Source organism: Streptomyces sp. NPDC058335 (genome assembly GCF_042723915.1).
Classification (GTDB): Bacteria; Actinomycetota; Actinomycetes; order Streptomycetales; family Streptomycetaceae; genus Streptomyces.
This window is the reverse complement of the sequence record NZ_JBHXHX010000021.1, coordinates 130,618-147,402: the sequence shown is the minus strand read 5'-3', so window position 1 is coordinate 147,402 and position 16,785 is coordinate 130,618. Positions and strand designations below refer to the sequence as shown.

Sequence of the window (16,785 nt, the reverse complement as noted above, 5' to 3'; positions counted from 1 at the left end):
GAGCAGCACCGTGCAGCAGCCGCAGGCCCTGGCTCATGCTTGCGCCTCCCGGCAGCGCCGCGACTGCCTCTCAAGGGATCCGTTCGCTGATCCCCACCGTTTGGCTACCCCGTGGGTTCGGCGGCGGATGAGCCGTCGGCAGCCTGGACGACGTCCTGCGGGTCCAGACCAGTGAGTTCCGCGATGCGCGGCGTGGGAATCCCGGAGGCGAGCGCCCGGTGGACAAGAGACGCCCAGTCCTGGGTGGTGTCCCGGAAGTTGAGCAGCTCGGACTCCATCTCCGTCACGGACCGGGGTGCACACGCGTGCTCGACCCTAACCGTCTCCTCCTCACTCAAGGGGATCGGCAGGCGCTCCGCTTCCGCGGGGATCAGTACCTCGGCTCCGGCCGGGATGATCCTGACGTACTCGGAGGAGGCGGGGACGCCGTGCGCGTGCAGCCATCCCAGCACCGCAGGAGTCTCGGCGCACTCCAACTCACCGACAGCGGCCAGGGCCGCACCCAGACGCGGATGGCGCTCGGGAAGGAGGAACAACAAAGCGTCATCGGCCATGACTACGGCACCACCCTCTGGGAGAAACGTGAACGCGGACGTGATGCCATTACCCCCGGAAGGCACTCCGACCCCAGGGGCATCGCAACTCACCCGCGCAGATGACCAGCTCGATCGCACGTCCGCACGCTCGGGCCAGACAGGGACAACGGGGATGCTGGACGCCATCACTCACCGTGATGCACCTTCGTCATGGAACTCCCGCTGAATGCGCGCGTGGTTCGACCCGAGGCAGGGCGGCCCTCGCCCCGGCGACCCAGTGCTCGGGCTCCTCGATCCGCGGCGAACTGAACCGACATCGATGCCCTTCCACCACGGCGGAACGTCCTCGGCCGCCGCGGGTCGGGCAGCGGCGGGAACAACTCCTGTGTTCACCTCGACACGGTCACCATTGGTCCTCTGGAGCCGTAGTCGGAAGGACCTTCCCTCGTGAAGCGTGTCTGCTCTGTCGCGTCCTTCCCAGCAGTTCCCGCACAGGCCGGTCCCGCGGTGCCGTCCATCGGACGGCCGCAGCAGTCGCGCGAGTCGCAGCAGTCGCACCGGTCGCACGGGACAACGCGCCGGTGGCGGCGAGGCCTTCGGCCAAGCCTGAACCCGAATTCGCGTTCGGCCGGAAAGTCGCTGTCCGAACTGATCAGCGGCCCGTAGAAATGCCTTCTCGGCCTGGCTGGCCGCCCGCGATCAGAAGGAGTCACCACAGATGCGTCGCCTTCGTTCCAGCTTCCTGGCCCTCGCCGGCACGGCAGCAATGTTCGCCCTGACCGCCGCCCCCGCGCAGGCCGCCCCCGGTGACGTCTCCACCTCCTGCGCGAGCGTTCTCACACCGGCCGGATACGTCGACGTCAGCTGGGGATACAGCAGCAGCTGCGGTACTCAGAGCTTCAGCCCGAACATCAAGCAGATCAAGCAGCTCACCGGTCTGCCGGTCGGCACCGTGGTCAGTGCCTGCGCCTCCACCTATCAGCCCGCCGGCTGGATTCAGACCAGCTCGTACTACAGCAGCAGCTGCGTCTACTCGTCGACTCCGAGCTTCAGCAACAACGCCTGGCAACTGAAGCGCGTCTCCTGATCCAGAGGTGTGTGGGGAGGCCGTAGCCGTCGCCTGCCGCGCGCACGTCGTGCAGCACGAGGGCCGGGCGCCACCACCACTCTCGCGCGGACGGCGGGTGCTGGTCGCCCGCCTGCCCGCTGCGGCACGGAGCGGCCATCCGTGGACGGGTTGGTCGTTTCCGCCGGGTGGGACAGCCAGGAAACGCTGAACGTCACGCTGTTGAAGTGCGCTCCTGGCTGAAGCCGGGAGCGCTGCAGACGGCGTCCATCTCCACCACAGGGGAGAAGGCCGTCCGAACAGGACGTGATCGCGGACGATGAGGACGTGGCGTGCGAGGACGGTCGCAGGCTCCGGTGACAGCGCCGGCACCAGAGCGCGCCGACCGCGGCAGCTGCCGTGGCCAGGGTGATGTCGTGGACCGGCCATCGGCTGTCGGCGATTGCGCAGGCCGGTCAGGAACGCACGGCGGCCATGCCGCACGAGGAGGGAGAGGAGCGCGCGAAGTGCGGCCGCCACTACTTCCGGTTAGGGGCCGGGGGTCCGGTGGCGCAGGGCGGGTGCGGTTTCGGCGAAGTAGTAGGCGAGGACACGTCTGCCAGGCGGACGTCGGACCGTTGGTAGGTCACCGCCATGACCGGAGCCGACGAGGCGCGACCAGTCCGACCAGGAAGACCGTCCGAGCGGACGACTGCACGGTTGGGGCGCCTATGCCTTTCCCACGGCGTGGAGGCAGCGGGCGGAGAGGTGGCCGGCCCGGCATGGACGCGGCTCGGGTGGCCGGGGCGCTCACCCGGCTGATGACCCATCTCGGCTATGCGCGCTACGGCGTTCAGGGCTACGACACCGGCTCGTGGGTCGGGCCCCGGAGATGGGCAATCAGGCACCGGACAACGTGATCCCCCGCGACCGCACCCTGACCGAGGCCTCGCTGTACCGGCCGACCGCCACGGTCGCCTCGGCCGCCCAGGTCTACTACGAGGAGATCTCCGCCAACACCTGGAGCGAAGTTGCAGCCGACCACGGGGATGGCCCCGGCGCAGTACACGACACCAAGTGGAGCGGCGGTCAGGACGACTGGGCATCAGGTCAACGGGCGACCGTGCCCACCGCCGTGCTGCTCTCCACCCAGGACGTGACCGTCCGCCGCTGGGCCGAACGGGACCACAACATCGTGCGGTGGACCGAACTCGACCGCGGCGGCGGCCACTTCATCGCGAGGGAAGCCCCGGGACTGCTCGTCAGCGACACCACCCGCCCACCTACGCCGCGGCGTTGTCCGTAACAAGGGGATGCCGAGGTCAAACCACCGCCCCCCAGACGGGGCGTCCGCCGGAGCGGATCCTTGGCGGCTACGTCCCCGAAGGGATGAAAGACAGACGATGATCCGCGTGTCACGTCCGTCTCGTCGGCACACTTCCGCGTGGCCACGTGTAAGTGCGCGGTCGGTGGGAGAGCGGGCGGGGCACAGCGGAGCGGCATGGCTTCCGCCGTCGGAACCGCGACGGAACAGGGGGCAGGCGTGGAACGAAGGGCCTCACTCAAGGGCAGGGCACGTTACTGGTTCGACACCACGTTGGCTCGTGGCACCTCAGCGCTCGTCGGCTGGCTGGCCCTGGGCTGCCTTGTCGTCGTACTCCCGGCGAGCGCCGTGCTGGTGTGGACGGATGCCCACGCGCCCGCGTCCCGCTCGGAAAGGCTGGCAGCGGTCTGGCGTCTCACCGGTGAGACATTACGACTCGGCGGTGCGACGGGCCCGCTCCTGCACGTGCTGTTATCGGTACTGCTCGCCCTGGTCGCCCTGGTGTACGTCTCCACCCTCGTCGGTCTGATCACCACCGGCCTCACCGAGCGGCTCACCGCACTGCGGCGGGGCCGCTCCACCGTCATCGAGCAGGGGCACTCGGTGGTGTTGGGCTGGTCCGAGCAGGTGTTCACGGTGGTGAGCGAACTGGTGGCCGCCAACGCCAACCGTCGGTACGGCGCGGTGGCCGTCCTGGCGGACCGGAACAAGACCTCCATGGAGGAGGCCCTCAGGGAGAAGCTGCGGACCACCGGCCGTACCCGGCTGATCTGCCGTAGCGGTCCCCCCACCGATCCGACCCTGCTCGCCCTGACCCAACCCGGCGCGGCCAGCGCTGTGCTGGTGCTGCCCCACGACGATCCGTCAGCGGACGCGGAGGTGGTCAAGACTCTGCTGGCACTGCGCTCCGCACTCGGCGGGGAGGAAGGTCCTCCCGTCGTCGCCGCCGTCAGGGACGACCGGTATCTTCTGGCGGCCTCACTCGCCGCGGGAGCGCGCGGCATTGTCCTGGAGAGCGACGCGATCACCGCCCGGCTGATCGTCCAGTCCGCCCGCCGTCCCGGACTCTCCCTGGTGTACCGCGACCTCCTGGACTTCGCCGGGGACGAGCTGTACCTCACGTTCGACCCGGCTCTGATCAGCCGCTCCTTCGGCGACGCGCTGCTCGCTCTGGCCACCTCCAGCGTGATCGGCCTGCTGCGCGACGGCAGGCCGTTGCTGAACCCGCCGCCGCAGACACGGATCGTCCCGGGCGACCGGTTGATCGTCATCACGCGTGACGACGACACCGCACGGCTCAGCGACTGCTCCGGGCTGGTCGACGAGTCGGTGATGACGCCCTCGCAGCCGGCGACCCACCGGCCCGAACGGGTCCTGATCCTCGGCTGGAACCGGCGGGCCCCGCTCATCGTCGACCAGTTGGGCCGATACGCCGTACCCGGCTCCCTCATCGCCGTAGTGGCAGACCGGCAGGAGGTGACGGCCGAGCAGGTACAGGACGCCGGAACAGACTTCGCACCCCGTCTCACCATCACCTTCCGGCCGGGTGACGTCACCCGCCCCGAGACGCTTCGATGCCTTGAGATCGACTCGTACGACAGCGTCGTCGTGCTCGGCCCGGACCCGGCTGCGGGGCAACAGCCCGCCGAGGCCGACAACCGGACCCTCGTCACGCTCCTCGTTCTGCATCTGCTGGAGCAGGAGACCGGACGGGAACTGCCGGTGGTCACCGAGCTGACCGACGACCGGAACCGGACGCTCGCGCCCATCAGCCCCGGAGCCGACGTGATCATCAGCGGAAAACTCATCGGCTTGCTCATGGCCCAGATTTCCCAGAACTGGCACCTGGCCGCGGTGTTCGAGGAGCTGTTCTCTCCCACCGGCAGTCATGTCCGCCTACGACCGGCGGCTTCCTACGTCCTGCCAGGCTCCGAGACGGCCTTCGCCACGGTCGTCGCAGCGGCACGGCAGCGGGGCGAATGCGCCATCGGCTACCGCCGCCACGACCGGGCCGCGGCCGTTCCCGACCACGGAGTGCGCATCAATCCGGACAAGAGCGAGCGACGGCGCTGGACCGATCGGGACGAGGTGATCGTGATCGCGCAGGACTGACGCAGCCTCGCAGATGAAGGGGGTGAAGCGTCAGTGATCCGGCATCACACGCCGGCTCGACGTGGCCATCGTCGGCTTCCTCAACGGATGTCGGCGGACGTGCCGGCGCACAGGAGCAGACCTTGTCCCGAAGGGCGGGAGTATCCACGGAGGCATCCGATGAGGGGTGCGGTGTCGCCCTGCCCACACCCCGCTGGAACTGGCCCTGATCAGGTGGTCCCCGCCGGGAGCAACGCCAGTACCGCGACGACCGCCCGATGGTCCGTCCCCGGCACGGTGCGCTCATCGACGGAGACACCCGCCAGGCCGGAGCCGTGCAAGACGTGGTCCAGTTGGATCAGAGGTGGGACGAGGGCATGGCCGACGGGCCATGTGCGGGCCCATCCGTGGCCGAGTTCGGCATGGGTGTCCGTGAGACCGGCCGCGAGCAGCTCCCGCATCGGGGTGTGGTCGAGGGAGGCGTTGAAGTCGCCCAGAAACACGGTGTCCGGGCCGCTGGTCCGGGCCATGGAGGTGAGGGCGATCATGTCCCGTGTCCAGCGCTTCGCGTCTCCGAGCGGGTAGTAGGTGTGGACGGCCACGAACTGCACCCTGTGCCCGCCGACTGCGACCTCGGCGGTGGTCTGGGGCCAGGCCGTGTCAACATGCGTCGTGCCACCGTGGAAGAGCGGGTGCCGCGAGTAGATCGAGGAGTCGTACTCGGGGTGGAGCTCGTGGAACGGCATCAGCGCACCCAGGCCCGCCTCGTCAAGGGCGTCCAGACCTTCTGCCGGCATTTGCTGCACGGCCAGCACATCGATCCGCTCGGTGCGGACCAACTCCACCAGTGCACGGGGATCGGCACCGCCGCCATCGGCGTTGATGGTGGCGACACGCAAGCCAACCGATCCCGCCGGAACGTGCCCACGCTCAGGGACGAACCGTGGCGCCAACAACACCACGTGGGCGATCACCAGAGCCGCAACGCCAGCCACGGTCCACCTGGACCGCAGGGCCGGAACGGCCACTGTCACGCCCAGCACCAGCACACCGAGAACAGTCGAACAGGGAAAGAACGCCATGGGCATCGCGAGCGGCGTACCCGCGTCGAGGCCCGTCAACCGGACGACGAGCAGGGCGGCGGGGACGGCAAGCACGATGCCACAGCCCAGCAGCCCCCAAGCTCGTCCGCGTCGGCCCGGTGTCCTTCGCCGGTCAGCCTCACGCGGGGCGTCAGTGACCGTAACCATCATTCGTCCCCACCCTGTGGTCCGCCCGGCGAGACGATCGTGATCACCGGTTCCCCGTACGGGGACGTCGGCGCCGGCGCGCACGGTTCCGTCGCATACGGACGCCAGGGCCCTTCTGCCACAAGCTCAGCCGACAGAAGGAAGTCCGAGGAGTTGGCGTTCCTGGGCGAGGTGTGGTCGGTGCCGTCGCAGCAGACGCTGCGGCGCCTGGACACGGCGTTCACCCACTTTCTTCGCCGGGCGAGCGAAGTATCCGCGTTCCAAGACGCGGAAGAGGTGGTCGCGTCGGCCCGGCGGGAGCTGCCCCGCAAGGCCAGGGGCGACGGAACGCGGACGTGCGAGTGCGGTGCGACCCATGACCGGGCCGTGGGAACTCCCCTCGTTCACGAGGGGAGGAAGTCAGCAGGGGACAGACTCCAACCGGACACAGCACCGGCCGGGACTGGGCGACAGACAGGCTGAATACCCGCGCTCGCCCAGACCGTGGAGGACACCGCGCAGCAGGTGCAGATTCATGCCGCACACCGTCTGCGTGTACTCACGGGCCAGGAGGTGGAAGGGACAGTTCCCCAGCACAATGGTGCCTTCGTCGTGCCGCGGCTCGAACCCGTACCGCTCCAGCAGATCGAAGAGATCTGCGCTGTCCTGCCCGCCCAGCTGCGTGCCCAGCTCCTCGGCCTTGCGGTGCAGCACCTGCTGCACCGGCTCGCCGGTTGCGGCTGATTCCTCTACCGACTGTGCAAGCAGTCTTCCGGCGAGCTCGTAACGCCGGTCCGGCAGGCTGATCGCGATCTGTTTCGTCGAGCGCCGGTACAGCTTGGCCGGCCTGCCCGCGCCCGGTCCCACCCGCCCGCTGCGCCGCTCGTAGACCACGTCGAGCAGGGCTTCATCGGCGAGGCGGTCGAGGTGGAACGCCGCGGTCTGGCGCGCCACGCCCAGCGCGGCGGCTGCCTCGTCCCGGCTGACGGGGCCGGGCTGGCGCACCACATGTTCGTACAGCCTCCTGCGTGTCGGCTCGTCCAGAGCGGCGATAGCGGAGACATCGGCGTCGCGTACTTCCTTCGGGTTGTCCACGAACACCAGTGTAAAACCCACATCCATTGACTAAAGAAGAGATCGGCGCTTCTATAAGTGATGAGAGTTGTAGATAGAAGGAAGGTCGCCATGTCCTCCGCAACCACCAGCACCACGTCTGCCACCCCGCGGCGTGCGCTGCTCGCCGATCCCGGCTATCAGGCGTTCGTCATCCTGCGCGCCGCCTTCACGGTCGCGCCGATCCTGTTCGGGCTGGACAAGTTCGCCAATCTGCTCGTGGACTGGCCCGCCTACCTCGCGCCGTGGATCAACGACCTCGTCCCCGGCAGCGCCCAGGCGGCCATGTACGCCGTGGGCGTGATCGAGATCGTCGCCGGCATCTGCGTGGCCCTCGCCCCCCGCTTCGGAGCCTGGTTGGTGGCCGGCTGGCTGGCCGGCATCATCCTCGATCTGCTGACCATCCCCGACTACTACGACATCGCGCTGCGCGACTTCGGCCTCCTCCTCGCCGCCGTCGCACTCGCCCGCCTCGCCGAGCGCTACCACGGCAAGCGACACCACTGAACCGACGCGGCTCCTGCTGGTCGTCTCCGGCGGGCGGGCCTTCCAGGAGCCGCCCGCCATGACCGGTGGCCGATGCGCGAGCGCAGCCGGTCAAAGGGGTCGGACCCACGAGTGGCGAAGGCAGCTCATCCCGCACGGCATCCGGGAGCAGGTGGAGGGCCGAGTGCGGGCACCCGGAAGGGGAGGAGCCTTGCCGAACTCATCGCCGCATCGGTAGCTCCAGCAGACCGGCGAGCTCCGCGTCGGTCGCCGGTCTGAGCGTCGCCAGAATGTGCCTGGCGGCGGAAAGATCGGTATGGGAGCCCTCCACGGTCACGGTGTAGACCAGCGCGTCGCGGCGCAGGCGCAACTCCTGACGCTCATAGCTGCCCGTGAAAATCACCAGGTGGCGGCCTCCGCCGTCGTCCCTGCACCGGATCGGTTCCCCGAAGGGAACCGGGCAACCGCGGGCGTCGACGCGACGGGCGTCGTGTCCAGCATGTGCCACGTAGAGGTGTACCCGCGCGGAGTGCGGCCCCTCGTAGTCGGCACCGAAGCCGTCCTCGCTCGCGCCCAGGACGTTCAGCGCGTATCCGGGCGGCGGGTCCCCGACCCGCAGCAGGGTACGGTCCACGCCGTTGGCCGTGATCCACTCACTGAGGGTGGGAGGCTGCCCGGCCGTCCAGGCGGCGTACGTTCCGCCGACAGTGAGGACAGTCGCTGCTCCGAGAGCGCCGATCCTGACACGGAGGCTTGGCAGGAACAGCGCGGCTGCGAGCGCGTAGCAGGTGCCTCCGGCCGGGTAGAGCAGAAGACCGTTCTCCAGGCGATCGGTCTCGAAGTGCAGCACGGCGACCCCGAACGCGCCGACGGTGCCGAGCGCGTAGACGCACGCTGCCCACCCCCACAGTCCGCCCGCCCGGTGCATGAGCGGCACAGCAGTGCGGACGGCAGATCCGAGCCACGCGAACACGGCCACCGCCAGAACGACAACGCCGGTGACAACGGCACCGAACAACTCCGGTCCGTCGGTGAAGAAAGCGGTGAGCACCGCGTACAACTGCACGTGGGTCAGGGCACATCCGACCAGCCAGACCGCTGCCAGGTGTCCTACCGCGCGCTCCGCTGCCTCCCTCTGCGTCATTCCCGTGATCACGCCGGGCGGCCGACCACGGTTCCCGGACCACAACACAGCCCGATGGATGAGTCGTGTGACTGAGCGCCTCGGTCGGCCGTACGTTCCTGGGCGGGATGGTGGAGCCATGCGACCTGATCGTCGTCCGTTCACGGGCCTCTCCACGCCGAAAGCCCGAGCGTCGTGGCGGCGACGGCGCTGCTGGTCCGACTGACCGTTTGAAGCCGGTCAAACGGCCTCTACGCTCCAGCGCCGTCAGGCCCGCTCCTCCGCGGCGCCCATCCTCCCGGCCCTCATCTCCGCGCGGGCCCGGTACTCATCCAGGAACCCCACCGCGAGCAGCGACAGCACCGCTGCCAGGGCGAAGGCGGCGGCCAGCGCGTTGAGCGTCGTGTAGGGGCCGCTGGCCGCGACGACGCGACCGCCGTCCAACAGACAATCGAAACCCAGCGGGAAGTAGGACGGTTCATGCCCGGCGAGTTGGTCGAGTGTGCCGGGCGGGAGAGAGCGGCAGGGATCGGCAGGGGAGGACCCCGCTCCGGACTCGGCCTCGCTCGCGTCCCACTGGACCAGACCGAGACCGATCGTGTAGACGATGACGGCCCCGGCCGCCGCCATGGCCGCGCTCCAACGCAGCAGGTCCCTGGCCCAGTCCGGTCGGCGCCCGGGAACGGCGACCGATATCAGCTTCACCACGACCGCGATGGCCCAGAGCGGCACGGCAAGCATGGCGCCGTACATCAGCAGGACGAACACGTTCCAGCCGCCTTTCGTGCTTTCCCGGACTCCGCCGACGACATGGTCGCTGTGCCAGACGTCGCGCCGTGCCCGTCGGTTCCCTCACCCATCGACTGCCCCAGCGGATCCGGTCTCGCTGGGAGCGGTCGGCCCTGTCGGGAGCACCGACGTGGGCACGGTACAGGCCGGGGCCATGAGCCGGTGGCCGCGGGACTGGTCACCCGCGACCCTGCGACCTGCGCCCTGAGCGACACGCTGATCACCTGCACGGTCACCGGACCGCGCTGAGGGGTCAGTGGGAAGCGATCCTTTCGGGGTCGTCCGCCGGAGTGCCCAGGCGGAGCCAGCGGTAGCCGTAGGCGGGCAGGTCGAGGTGCAACCTGCCGTCGTCGGAGGCCTGGAGACCGGCGTGTGCTTCGTCGAGGAGGTCCGTCAGCCGCCCTCGTGCTCGGGCCTCGCGCAGTTCCATCCGTACGGTGACGGGCCGGTCCGCGAAATTGTGTACGGCCAGCACCGTGCCGTCTCCGGCGCTGCAGACGTGTGCCAGGACCGGGCGCTCCCCTGTCTCCACCAAGCGGTAGTCGCCCCAGGCCAGTTCGGGGGCCTCGCGGTATCGTTCGATGAACAGGCGTATGCGGCTGAGGAGGGAGCCGGGGTCGCGGCTCTGCTCGTACACGTTGATCTTTCGGGGGCCGAACGCGGCGTCCACCAGCGGGTTGGGGAAGGTGTCCGGCTCGGCGGTGGAGAACCCGGCGCCCTTCTCCGGCGTCCATTGCATCGGTGTGCGTACGGCCTGGCGTCCCTCGGCGGCCAGGTTCTCGCCCATGCCGAGTTCCTCTCCGTAGAAGAGCACGGGGGTGCCCGGCAGGGTGAACAGCAGGCTGTAGGCGAGTTCGATGCGGCGCCGGTCGCCGTCGACCATCGGGGGCAGCCTGCGGCGCAGCCCTCGGTCGTACAGTTGCATGTCCTTGTCCGGACCGAAGGTCGCGAACACCTCACTCCGTTCGTCGTCGCTGAGTTTGTCCAGAGTGAGCTCGTCGTGGTTGCGCACGAACATGGCCCAGTGCGCGTCGCGGGGGGCGGCGGGGCGGTCGCGCAGAGCGGCGGCCAGCGGCCGGGCGTCCTGGCGTGCCATCGACAGGTACATCTGCTGCATCGCGACGAAGTCGAAGCACATGGTGAGTTCGTCCCCGCGGTCCGAGGAGGGGTCGCCGAAGAAGCGGGCGGTGCCGTCGTAGGGGAGGTTGACCTCGCCGAGCAGGACCGACTCGCCGTTGCGGCGGCCGAGGAAGGCGCGCAGGTCGGCAAGGTATTCGTGCGGGTCGGGCAGTGCTCCCGCGTCGCTCTGCCCGTCGGTCTCCAGCAGGAAGGGCACCGCGTCGACCCGGAAACCGGACAATCCCAGCTGCGTCCAGAAGCCCAGGATGCGGGCAATCTCGTCGCGGACCTCGGGGTTGGCGACATTGAGGTCGGGCTGCTGCTTGTAGAAACGGTGCAGGTAGTACTGTCCGCTGGCCTCGTCGTACTCCCACAGGCCGTCCTCCGCGTCGGGGAAGACCACGCCCTGGGGACCGTCCTCGGGGGGCTCGTCCTTCCAGACGTACCAGTCGCGGTGGGCGGAGTCCCGGCCGGAGCGGGCGTCCCGGAACCAAGGGTGGTCCTCGGAGGTGTGGTTGACGACGAGATCGGCGATCACGCGGATGCCGCGGTCACGTGCCGTGCGGACGAACTCGGTGAAGTCCCCGAGGGTGCCCAGGCGCGGGTCTACCCCGTAGAAGTCCGTGATGTCGTAGCCGTCGTCGCGCTCGCGCGTCGGGTAGAACGGCATCAGCCACACGCAGGTCACGCCGAGCCGCACCAGGTGGTCGATGCGCTGCGTGAGCCCCGCGAAGTCGCCGATCCCGTCGCCGTTGCCGTCCTGGTACGTCTCGACGTCCAGGCAGTACACCACCGCGTTCTTCCACCACAGGTCGGACGTGCGCGTCAGACGCATCGGTACTCCTTCGCCGTGGCGGGGATCGGGCGGGTCACGTCGAGTTGCGGCAGGACCTCGGCGCCGAACGCGTCGATGAACGCGCTCTGTTCGCGGCCCACGTGGTGCAGCATGACCGCGTCGAAGCCGAGGTCGGCGTACTCCTGGAGCCGGGCGGTGTGCCGACCCAGGTCGGAGGAGACGTCGACCGTGCGGGCCACCTGCTCGGGAGTGACGTGCTCACTGACGATGTCGAAGAGAGCCGCCGAGTCCAGGTCCCAACTGACCGGTGGGGCATGGACGTTGGTGCGCCACTGGTCGTGGGCCAGCGCGAGCGCTTCGTCCTCGTCGGGTGCCCAGCTCAGGTGCACCTGAAGGTGGAGGGGCCCACGGCCGCCCGAGTCACGGTACGCGCCGGCGATCGCACGCAGCCGTTCCCGCGGGGCGTTGACCGTGATCAGGCCGTCCGCCCACTCGGCGCACCAGGCCGCGGTGGCGGCACTGCATGCGGCTCCGAGCAGCGGCGGTACGTCGGACGGCAGCGTCCACAGCCGGGCCCGGTCCACGCTCACCAGCCCGTCGTGGCTGACCTCCTCTCCTCGCAGCAGCGCCCGGATGACGTCGACGCACTCGCGCAGCCGCGCGGTACGCATGTCCTTACGCGGCCAACCCGCGCCGGTGATGTGCTCGTTGGAGGCTTCTCCGGTGCCCAGCGCGGCCCAGAACCGGGCGGGGTTCATGGATGCGAGTGTGGCGATCGCCTGTGCGACGATTGCGGGGTGGTAGCGCTGACCGGGCGCGTTCACCACACCGAACGGCACCTGGTCGGTGGCCTGGAGGGCGGCTCCCAGCCATGACCAGGCGAAGCCGGATTCCCCCTGGCGTACGCTCCACGGCGAGAAGTGGTCCGAGCACATGGCGGCGGTGAAGCCTGCCCGTTCCGCACGAACCACGGCGTCGAGGAGATCCGCGGGCGGGATCTGTTCGTGCGAGGCGTGTAATCCGTAGACAGTCATGGCAAGCGACTACCCCTCGAACAGTCCCTCACCGTGGGCCGACCACACGGACGCCGGCGCGGTCAGGCTGCCGAGGCGCACGATGCGCGTGGTGAAGGTGCAGGGCCGCCAGGCACGTTCGGGTCGGCGGGCTTGCCGGTGCGGGCGAGGGCGATGCCCGGGTGTGCCCGTAGTCGCGGCCCAGGCCGTACGGCTCGGCGTGACCGCTCCAGCCGAGCAGCGATCACGCCGGCAACGCGTATCACGGCGCGTCATGTACGGGGCGGCGCGGGCACCTGGGCCACCGGGGAGGAACTTGTCGTCGCAGCCGACTGCAGGACGACCGTCCGGAGGTCGCGCCGGACGGCCGCGTGGTCGCTTGATCGCGAGTCGCACGGCGGCCGCGACCTACGAGCAGATGCTCTCGGCGCTCCGTCACACCACCTCTTCGAACCGCGCGTGGAAGCGCCTCTTCGGCAGGGGCTTGCGCTCTCTTGTCCGGACGTCCTCCGATCGAGAGCCTCTGCCGTGCCCTGTCCGCGGCGTCTGGTGACGGCAGGCAACAGAGTGGCGCGCGAGGTCTGGACAGCCCATGGAGGCCGTGCTGTCATACCGCTGTCACAGGATTTCCAACGTTGAAAAGACTGCACGGGCCGACCGCGCCCGGTTCAGCCTCTGAACGAGGAAAGGTTCGATGACACGACACCGCACCCGCCCAAGAGCCAGAGTGTGGGCGCTGCTGACCGCAGCCGCCCTGGTCCTGCCCCCGATCGGGCTGATGCCCACCGCGACTGCCGCGGAGCAGCCGAGCAGCACGTCCGCGCCCGCCGCCGAGCAGACCGCGGTCCAGACGCACGGTCTGAAGGGTGAGTACTTCAGCATGTCGGCGCCCGGTGCCCGGGACTTCGCCGAACTCGGCGGCACGCTGCTCGATCCGCAGATCAACTTCTCCGGACTGACCGGCACCTTCGAGGAGTTGACCGGCAGGACGGAACACACGACCGCCCGGTGGACGGGACAGATGGAGGCACCCGCCACCGGTGACTACACCTTCTACGCCATCGGCGACAACGGCTTCCGGCTCTACATCGACGGCGAGCCGGTCATCGACCACTGGGTGGGCGACTGGGACCGCGAGCAGACCAGCGCCCCGGTCAAACTGACCGCCGGTGAGAAGCACGACTTCCGCCTTGAGATGTTCCAGGACACCGGCGGAGCCAACATGTTCCTGCGCTGGTCGACGCCGACGCGGTCGAAGCAGCTCGTGCCGATGTCGGCGTTCACCCCACCGGCCGACTTCGAGGTGTACCCGGTGGAGCCGACCGTCGCCCAGGACGGGCGGCGCCTGCGCCTCCGTTTCGACGGCAAGGTCGGCAACCTCCAGGCGGTCAGGGACCACCTGGAGATCGAGGCCGACACCACCGCCATGCCCGTCAAGTCGGTCGCGGCCTATCCCGGTGACGCCAACTCCCTGCTCGTCGCCCTCTCCGAGCCGATCCAGAAGAACCAGCTGGTCAGGGTCTCCTACGACGGCGAGGGCGGCCTGACGGCCGGCGGCACGAGCGTGCCGAAGCTCATCCGCTACGCCGAGAACGTCTCCACCCACCGCCTCACCACCAAGTGGGGCGACGAACTCGACACGAAGCATCCGCTGCCGGAGTACCCGCGCCCGCAGCAGGTGCGAAGCAACTGGAAGAACCTCAACGGCCCGTGGCAGTTCAGCGCCGCCGAGCAGGGCGAGGAGCCGGTCTTCGGCAAGAACCTCGACGAGAAGATCATCGTGCCGTTCCCGGTCGAGTCGCAGCTGTCCGGGCTGGAACGGCACGAGGACCACATGGTCTACCGCAGGCTCGTCGACGTACCCAAGAGCTGGAAGGTGGGCAGGAGCAGCCAGGCCAACCGGCTCAAGCTCAACTTCGGCGCCGTGGACTACCAGGCCCGGGTCTACGTCAACGGCACGAAGGTCGCCGAACACACCGGCGGCTACAACGCGTTCAGCGCCGACATCACCGACGCGCTCAGGGGCACCGGCAGGCAGGAGATCGTGGTCGCGGTCACCGACACCGGCGGCGCGAACCAGCCGATGGGCAAGCAGTCCAGAAACCCCGGCGGCATCTTCTACACGCAGACCTCCGGCATCTGGCAGACCGTGTGGATGGAACCCGTCGCCGCCGCCTCGATCGACGACATCGTCACCACACCGGACATCGACACCGGCACCCTCGCCGTGACCGTCGACTCGGACGACGCCTCCCCCACCGCCCGTGTCGAGGCCGTCGCCCGCGACGCCCGCGGCAAGGTCGTCGGCAGGGTCACCGGGGCGGCCAACGAGCAACTCAGCCTGCCTGTGGCGAAGCAGCACCTGTGGAGCCCCGACGACCCCTACCTGTACGACCTCGACGTCAAGCTCACCGACGGCAGATCCACCGACAGGATCACCAGCTACTTCGGCATGCGCGAGGTGGGCATCGAGAAGGTCGGCGGTTACAACAAGCTCGTCCTCAACGGCGAGCCGGTCTTCTCCCTCGCCACGCTCGACCAGGGTTTCTGGCCCGACGGCCTGTACACCGCGCCCAGTGACGAGGCCCTCGCCTTCGACCTCGAGGCACACAAGAAGCTCGGCTTCAACGCCGTCCGCAAGCACATCAAGGTGGAACCGGCGCGCTGGTTCCACCACGCCGACAAGCTCGGCCTGCTCGTCTGGCAGGACTTCGTCTCCGGTGACATCACCAATGAGACGGGCCAGAAGGCGTTCGTCGACCAGGGCAGGGAGATGATGCGCCAGCACCACAACTCGCCCTCCGTCATCAGCTGGATCGTCTTCAACGAGGGCTGGGGTGAGTGGAACCGCGAGGAAACCGGCCGGATAGCCGAGTCCGTCAAGGCCGCCGACCCCTCCCGCGTCGTCAACGCCCACAGCGGAGTCAACTGCTGCAACAGCAAGGGTGATTCCGGCAAGGGTGACATCATCGACCACCACGACTACAACAACACCGACCCGGCCTTTCCCGACGACCAGCGGGCCGCCATGGACGGCGAGCACGGCGGCTTCACCCTGCGCACCCCGGGCCACATGTGGCCGGGCGCCCCGACCGTGATCTACAGCGGCGTCACCACGAAGGAGGAGCTGACCCGCAAGTACGTCGAGAACACCGAGCAGTTCTACCTCGCCCAGGCCGGCGCCGAACTGTCCGGCTCGGTGTACACCCAGATCACCGACCTGGAGAACGAACTCAACGGCCTGTACACCTACGACCGCCGCGACATCAAGGTCGACCCCACGCGGGTGAGGGAGATCAACCGCAAGGTGATCGACGCCGGCGCCGCCGCCGGTGCGCACAAGCCCCTGACGGGCGGCGGGCACTGGGCCATGGACGAGGGAACCGGCACCACCGTCGAGAACGACGGACCCAACGACCGCCCCCTCACGCTCCGCGAGGGCGCTTCCTGGACCCCCGGTGTCAGCGGCAGCGCGCTCAGGTTCGACGGCCAGAAGCAGTACGCCGAGACCGCCGGACCGGTACTCGACACAGCCGACGACTACTCGGTGTCCGCCTGGGTCCGGCTCGACCGGATTCCCGACAACTACGCCACCGCGGTCAGCCAGGACTCCCGGGCGACGGCCAACGCGTTCTACCTCCAGTACGGCCACGGCAACTTCGCCTTCAGCACACCCGGTGAGCGCCGCGCCCAGGTAGCCACCGCCGCGGAGACCGGCCGCTGGTACCACCTCGTCGGCGTCCGCGACGCTACGAGCAACCAGATCCAGCTGTACCTCGACGGCAAGCTCACCGCGACGGCCCCGGGTGGGGCCGCCTATCCGAGCAGCGGCCCGCTGACCGTGGGCCGCGCCCACTGGGACGGCGCGAACGTCGACTTCTGGAACGGCGCGGTCGACGAGGTCCACGCCTTCGACCGGGCACTCACCGCACAGGAGGTGAGCGGCCTCTACACCGGGGAGAAGCCGTAGCAGGCAGTACGTACGACACGGTCCCGGGGGAGGGGGGGGGGGTCGACCGAGCAGAGCGGGCCCTGGTCGTTTGGTCGAGTCAGGGGGGACGGCGCCCCCGGGGCCGCCCCCGGCCACGGGGGGTGGTCGCGGAACACCGCGGGGGTGTGGT

12 protein-coding genes and 1 pseudogene are annotated in these 16,785 nt (G+C 69.2%); 6 read left to right on the top strand and 7 right to left on the bottom strand.

Annotated elements, in window-relative coordinates; all coding sequences use genetic code 11:
- Nucleotides 1–104: 104 nt before the first annotated feature.
- Nucleotides 105–554, bottom strand: a complete 450-nt coding sequence (locus tag ACFWJX_RS33140; RefSeq protein WP_383250015.1) for a DUF6003 family protein — start codon at nucleotides 552–554, stop codon at nucleotides 105–107.
- Between the two features lie 700 nt (nucleotides 555–1,254).
- Here ACFWJX_RS33140 and ACFWJX_RS33135 point away from each other — a divergent pair.
- The 3 genes from ACFWJX_RS33135 to ACFWJX_RS33125 all read left to right on the top strand — a co-directional run bounded on the left by ACFWJX_RS33135 (nucleotide 1,255) and on the right by ACFWJX_RS33125 (nucleotide 5,017).
- Complete coding sequence (locus ACFWJX_RS33135; protein WP_383250014.1) at nucleotides 1,255–1,623, top strand: hypothetical protein; 369 nt, start codon at nucleotides 1,255–1,257, stop codon at nucleotides 1,621–1,623.
- Between the two features lie 850 nt (nucleotides 1,624–2,473).
- Entirely contained in the window at nucleotides 2,474–2,887 is a 414-nt protein-coding gene (locus tag ACFWJX_RS33130; RefSeq protein WP_383250013.1) for an alpha/beta fold hydrolase, read from the top strand.
- A gap of 237 nt (nucleotides 2,888–3,124) precedes the next feature.
- Entirely contained in the window at nucleotides 3,125–5,017 is a 1,893-nt protein-coding gene (locus tag ACFWJX_RS33125; protein ID WP_383250012.1) for an NAD-binding lipoprotein, read from the top strand.
- Nucleotides 5,018–5,226: 209 nt separating this feature from the next.
- Here the strand turns inward: ACFWJX_RS33125 and ACFWJX_RS33120 are convergent, their stop codons facing one another.
- Nucleotides 5,227–5,895 carry an endonuclease/exonuclease/phosphatase family protein gene (locus ACFWJX_RS33120; protein WP_383250011.1) on the bottom strand — a complete coding sequence of 223 codons (669 nt, stop codon included), beginning with the start codon at nucleotides 5,893–5,895 and terminating at the stop codon, nucleotides 5,227–5,229.
- A gap of 489 nt (nucleotides 5,896–6,384) precedes the next feature.
- Between ACFWJX_RS33120 and ACFWJX_RS33115 the strand changes: the two are divergent.
- Nucleotides 6,385–6,523: pseudogene (locus tag ACFWJX_RS33115) on the top strand (RNA-guided endonuclease TnpB family protein); the annotation flags it as partial.
- Between the two features lie 122 nt (nucleotides 6,524–6,645).
- Here the strand turns inward: ACFWJX_RS33115 and ACFWJX_RS33110 are convergent.
- Nucleotides 6,646–7,326 carry a helix-turn-helix transcriptional regulator gene (locus ACFWJX_RS33110; protein ID WP_383250032.1) on the bottom strand — a complete coding sequence of 227 codons (681 nt, stop codon included), beginning with the start codon at nucleotides 7,324–7,326 and terminating at the stop codon, nucleotides 6,646–6,648.
- A gap of 84 nt (nucleotides 7,327–7,410) precedes the next feature.
- Here ACFWJX_RS33110 and ACFWJX_RS33105 point away from each other — a divergent pair, with 84 nt between their 5' ends.
- On the top strand, nucleotides 7,411–7,845 hold the full coding sequence (locus tag ACFWJX_RS33105; RefSeq protein WP_383250010.1) for a hypothetical protein: 435 nt from the start codon (nucleotides 7,411–7,413) through the stop codon (nucleotides 7,843–7,845).
- Between the two features lie 199 nt (nucleotides 7,846–8,044).
- On the opposite strand, the gene ACFWJX_RS33100 is transcribed toward ACFWJX_RS33105, so the two are convergent.
- The 4 genes from ACFWJX_RS33100 to ACFWJX_RS33085 form a co-directional block, all read right to left on the bottom strand.
- Nucleotides 8,045–8,968: a hypothetical protein gene (locus ACFWJX_RS33100; RefSeq protein ID WP_383250009.1), complete on the bottom strand. Its 924-nt coding sequence runs from the start codon at nucleotides 8,966–8,968 to the stop codon at nucleotides 8,045–8,047.
- 246 nt (nucleotides 8,969–9,214) lie between these two features.
- On the bottom strand, nucleotides 9,215–9,715 hold the full coding sequence (locus tag ACFWJX_RS33095) for a hypothetical protein (RefSeq protein WP_383250008.1): 501 nt from the start codon (nucleotides 9,713–9,715) through the stop codon (nucleotides 9,215–9,217).
- A 274-nt stretch (nucleotides 9,716–9,989) separates the two neighbouring features.
- Nucleotides 9,990–11,690 carry an alpha-amylase family protein gene (locus ACFWJX_RS33090; protein WP_383250007.1) on the bottom strand — a complete coding sequence of 567 codons (1,701 nt, stop codon included), beginning with the start codon at nucleotides 11,688–11,690 and terminating at the stop codon, nucleotides 9,990–9,992.
- On the bottom strand, nucleotides 11,681–12,685 hold the full coding sequence (locus ACFWJX_RS33085) for a TIGR03885 family FMN-dependent LLM class oxidoreductase (protein WP_383250006.1): 1,005 nt from the start codon (nucleotides 12,683–12,685) through the stop codon (nucleotides 11,681–11,683). Before ACFWJX_RS33085 ends, ACFWJX_RS33090 begins: the two co-directional genes overlap by 10 nt.
- Before the next feature lie 673 nt (nucleotides 12,686–13,358).
- On the opposite strand from ACFWJX_RS33085, the gene ACFWJX_RS33080 reads away from it, so the two are divergent.
- On the top strand, nucleotides 13,359–16,634 hold the full coding sequence (locus tag ACFWJX_RS33080) for a LamG-like jellyroll fold domain-containing protein (RefSeq protein WP_383250005.1): 3,276 nt from the start codon (nucleotides 13,359–13,361) through the stop codon (nucleotides 16,632–16,634).
- Nucleotides 16,635–16,785: the final 151 nt, after the last annotated feature.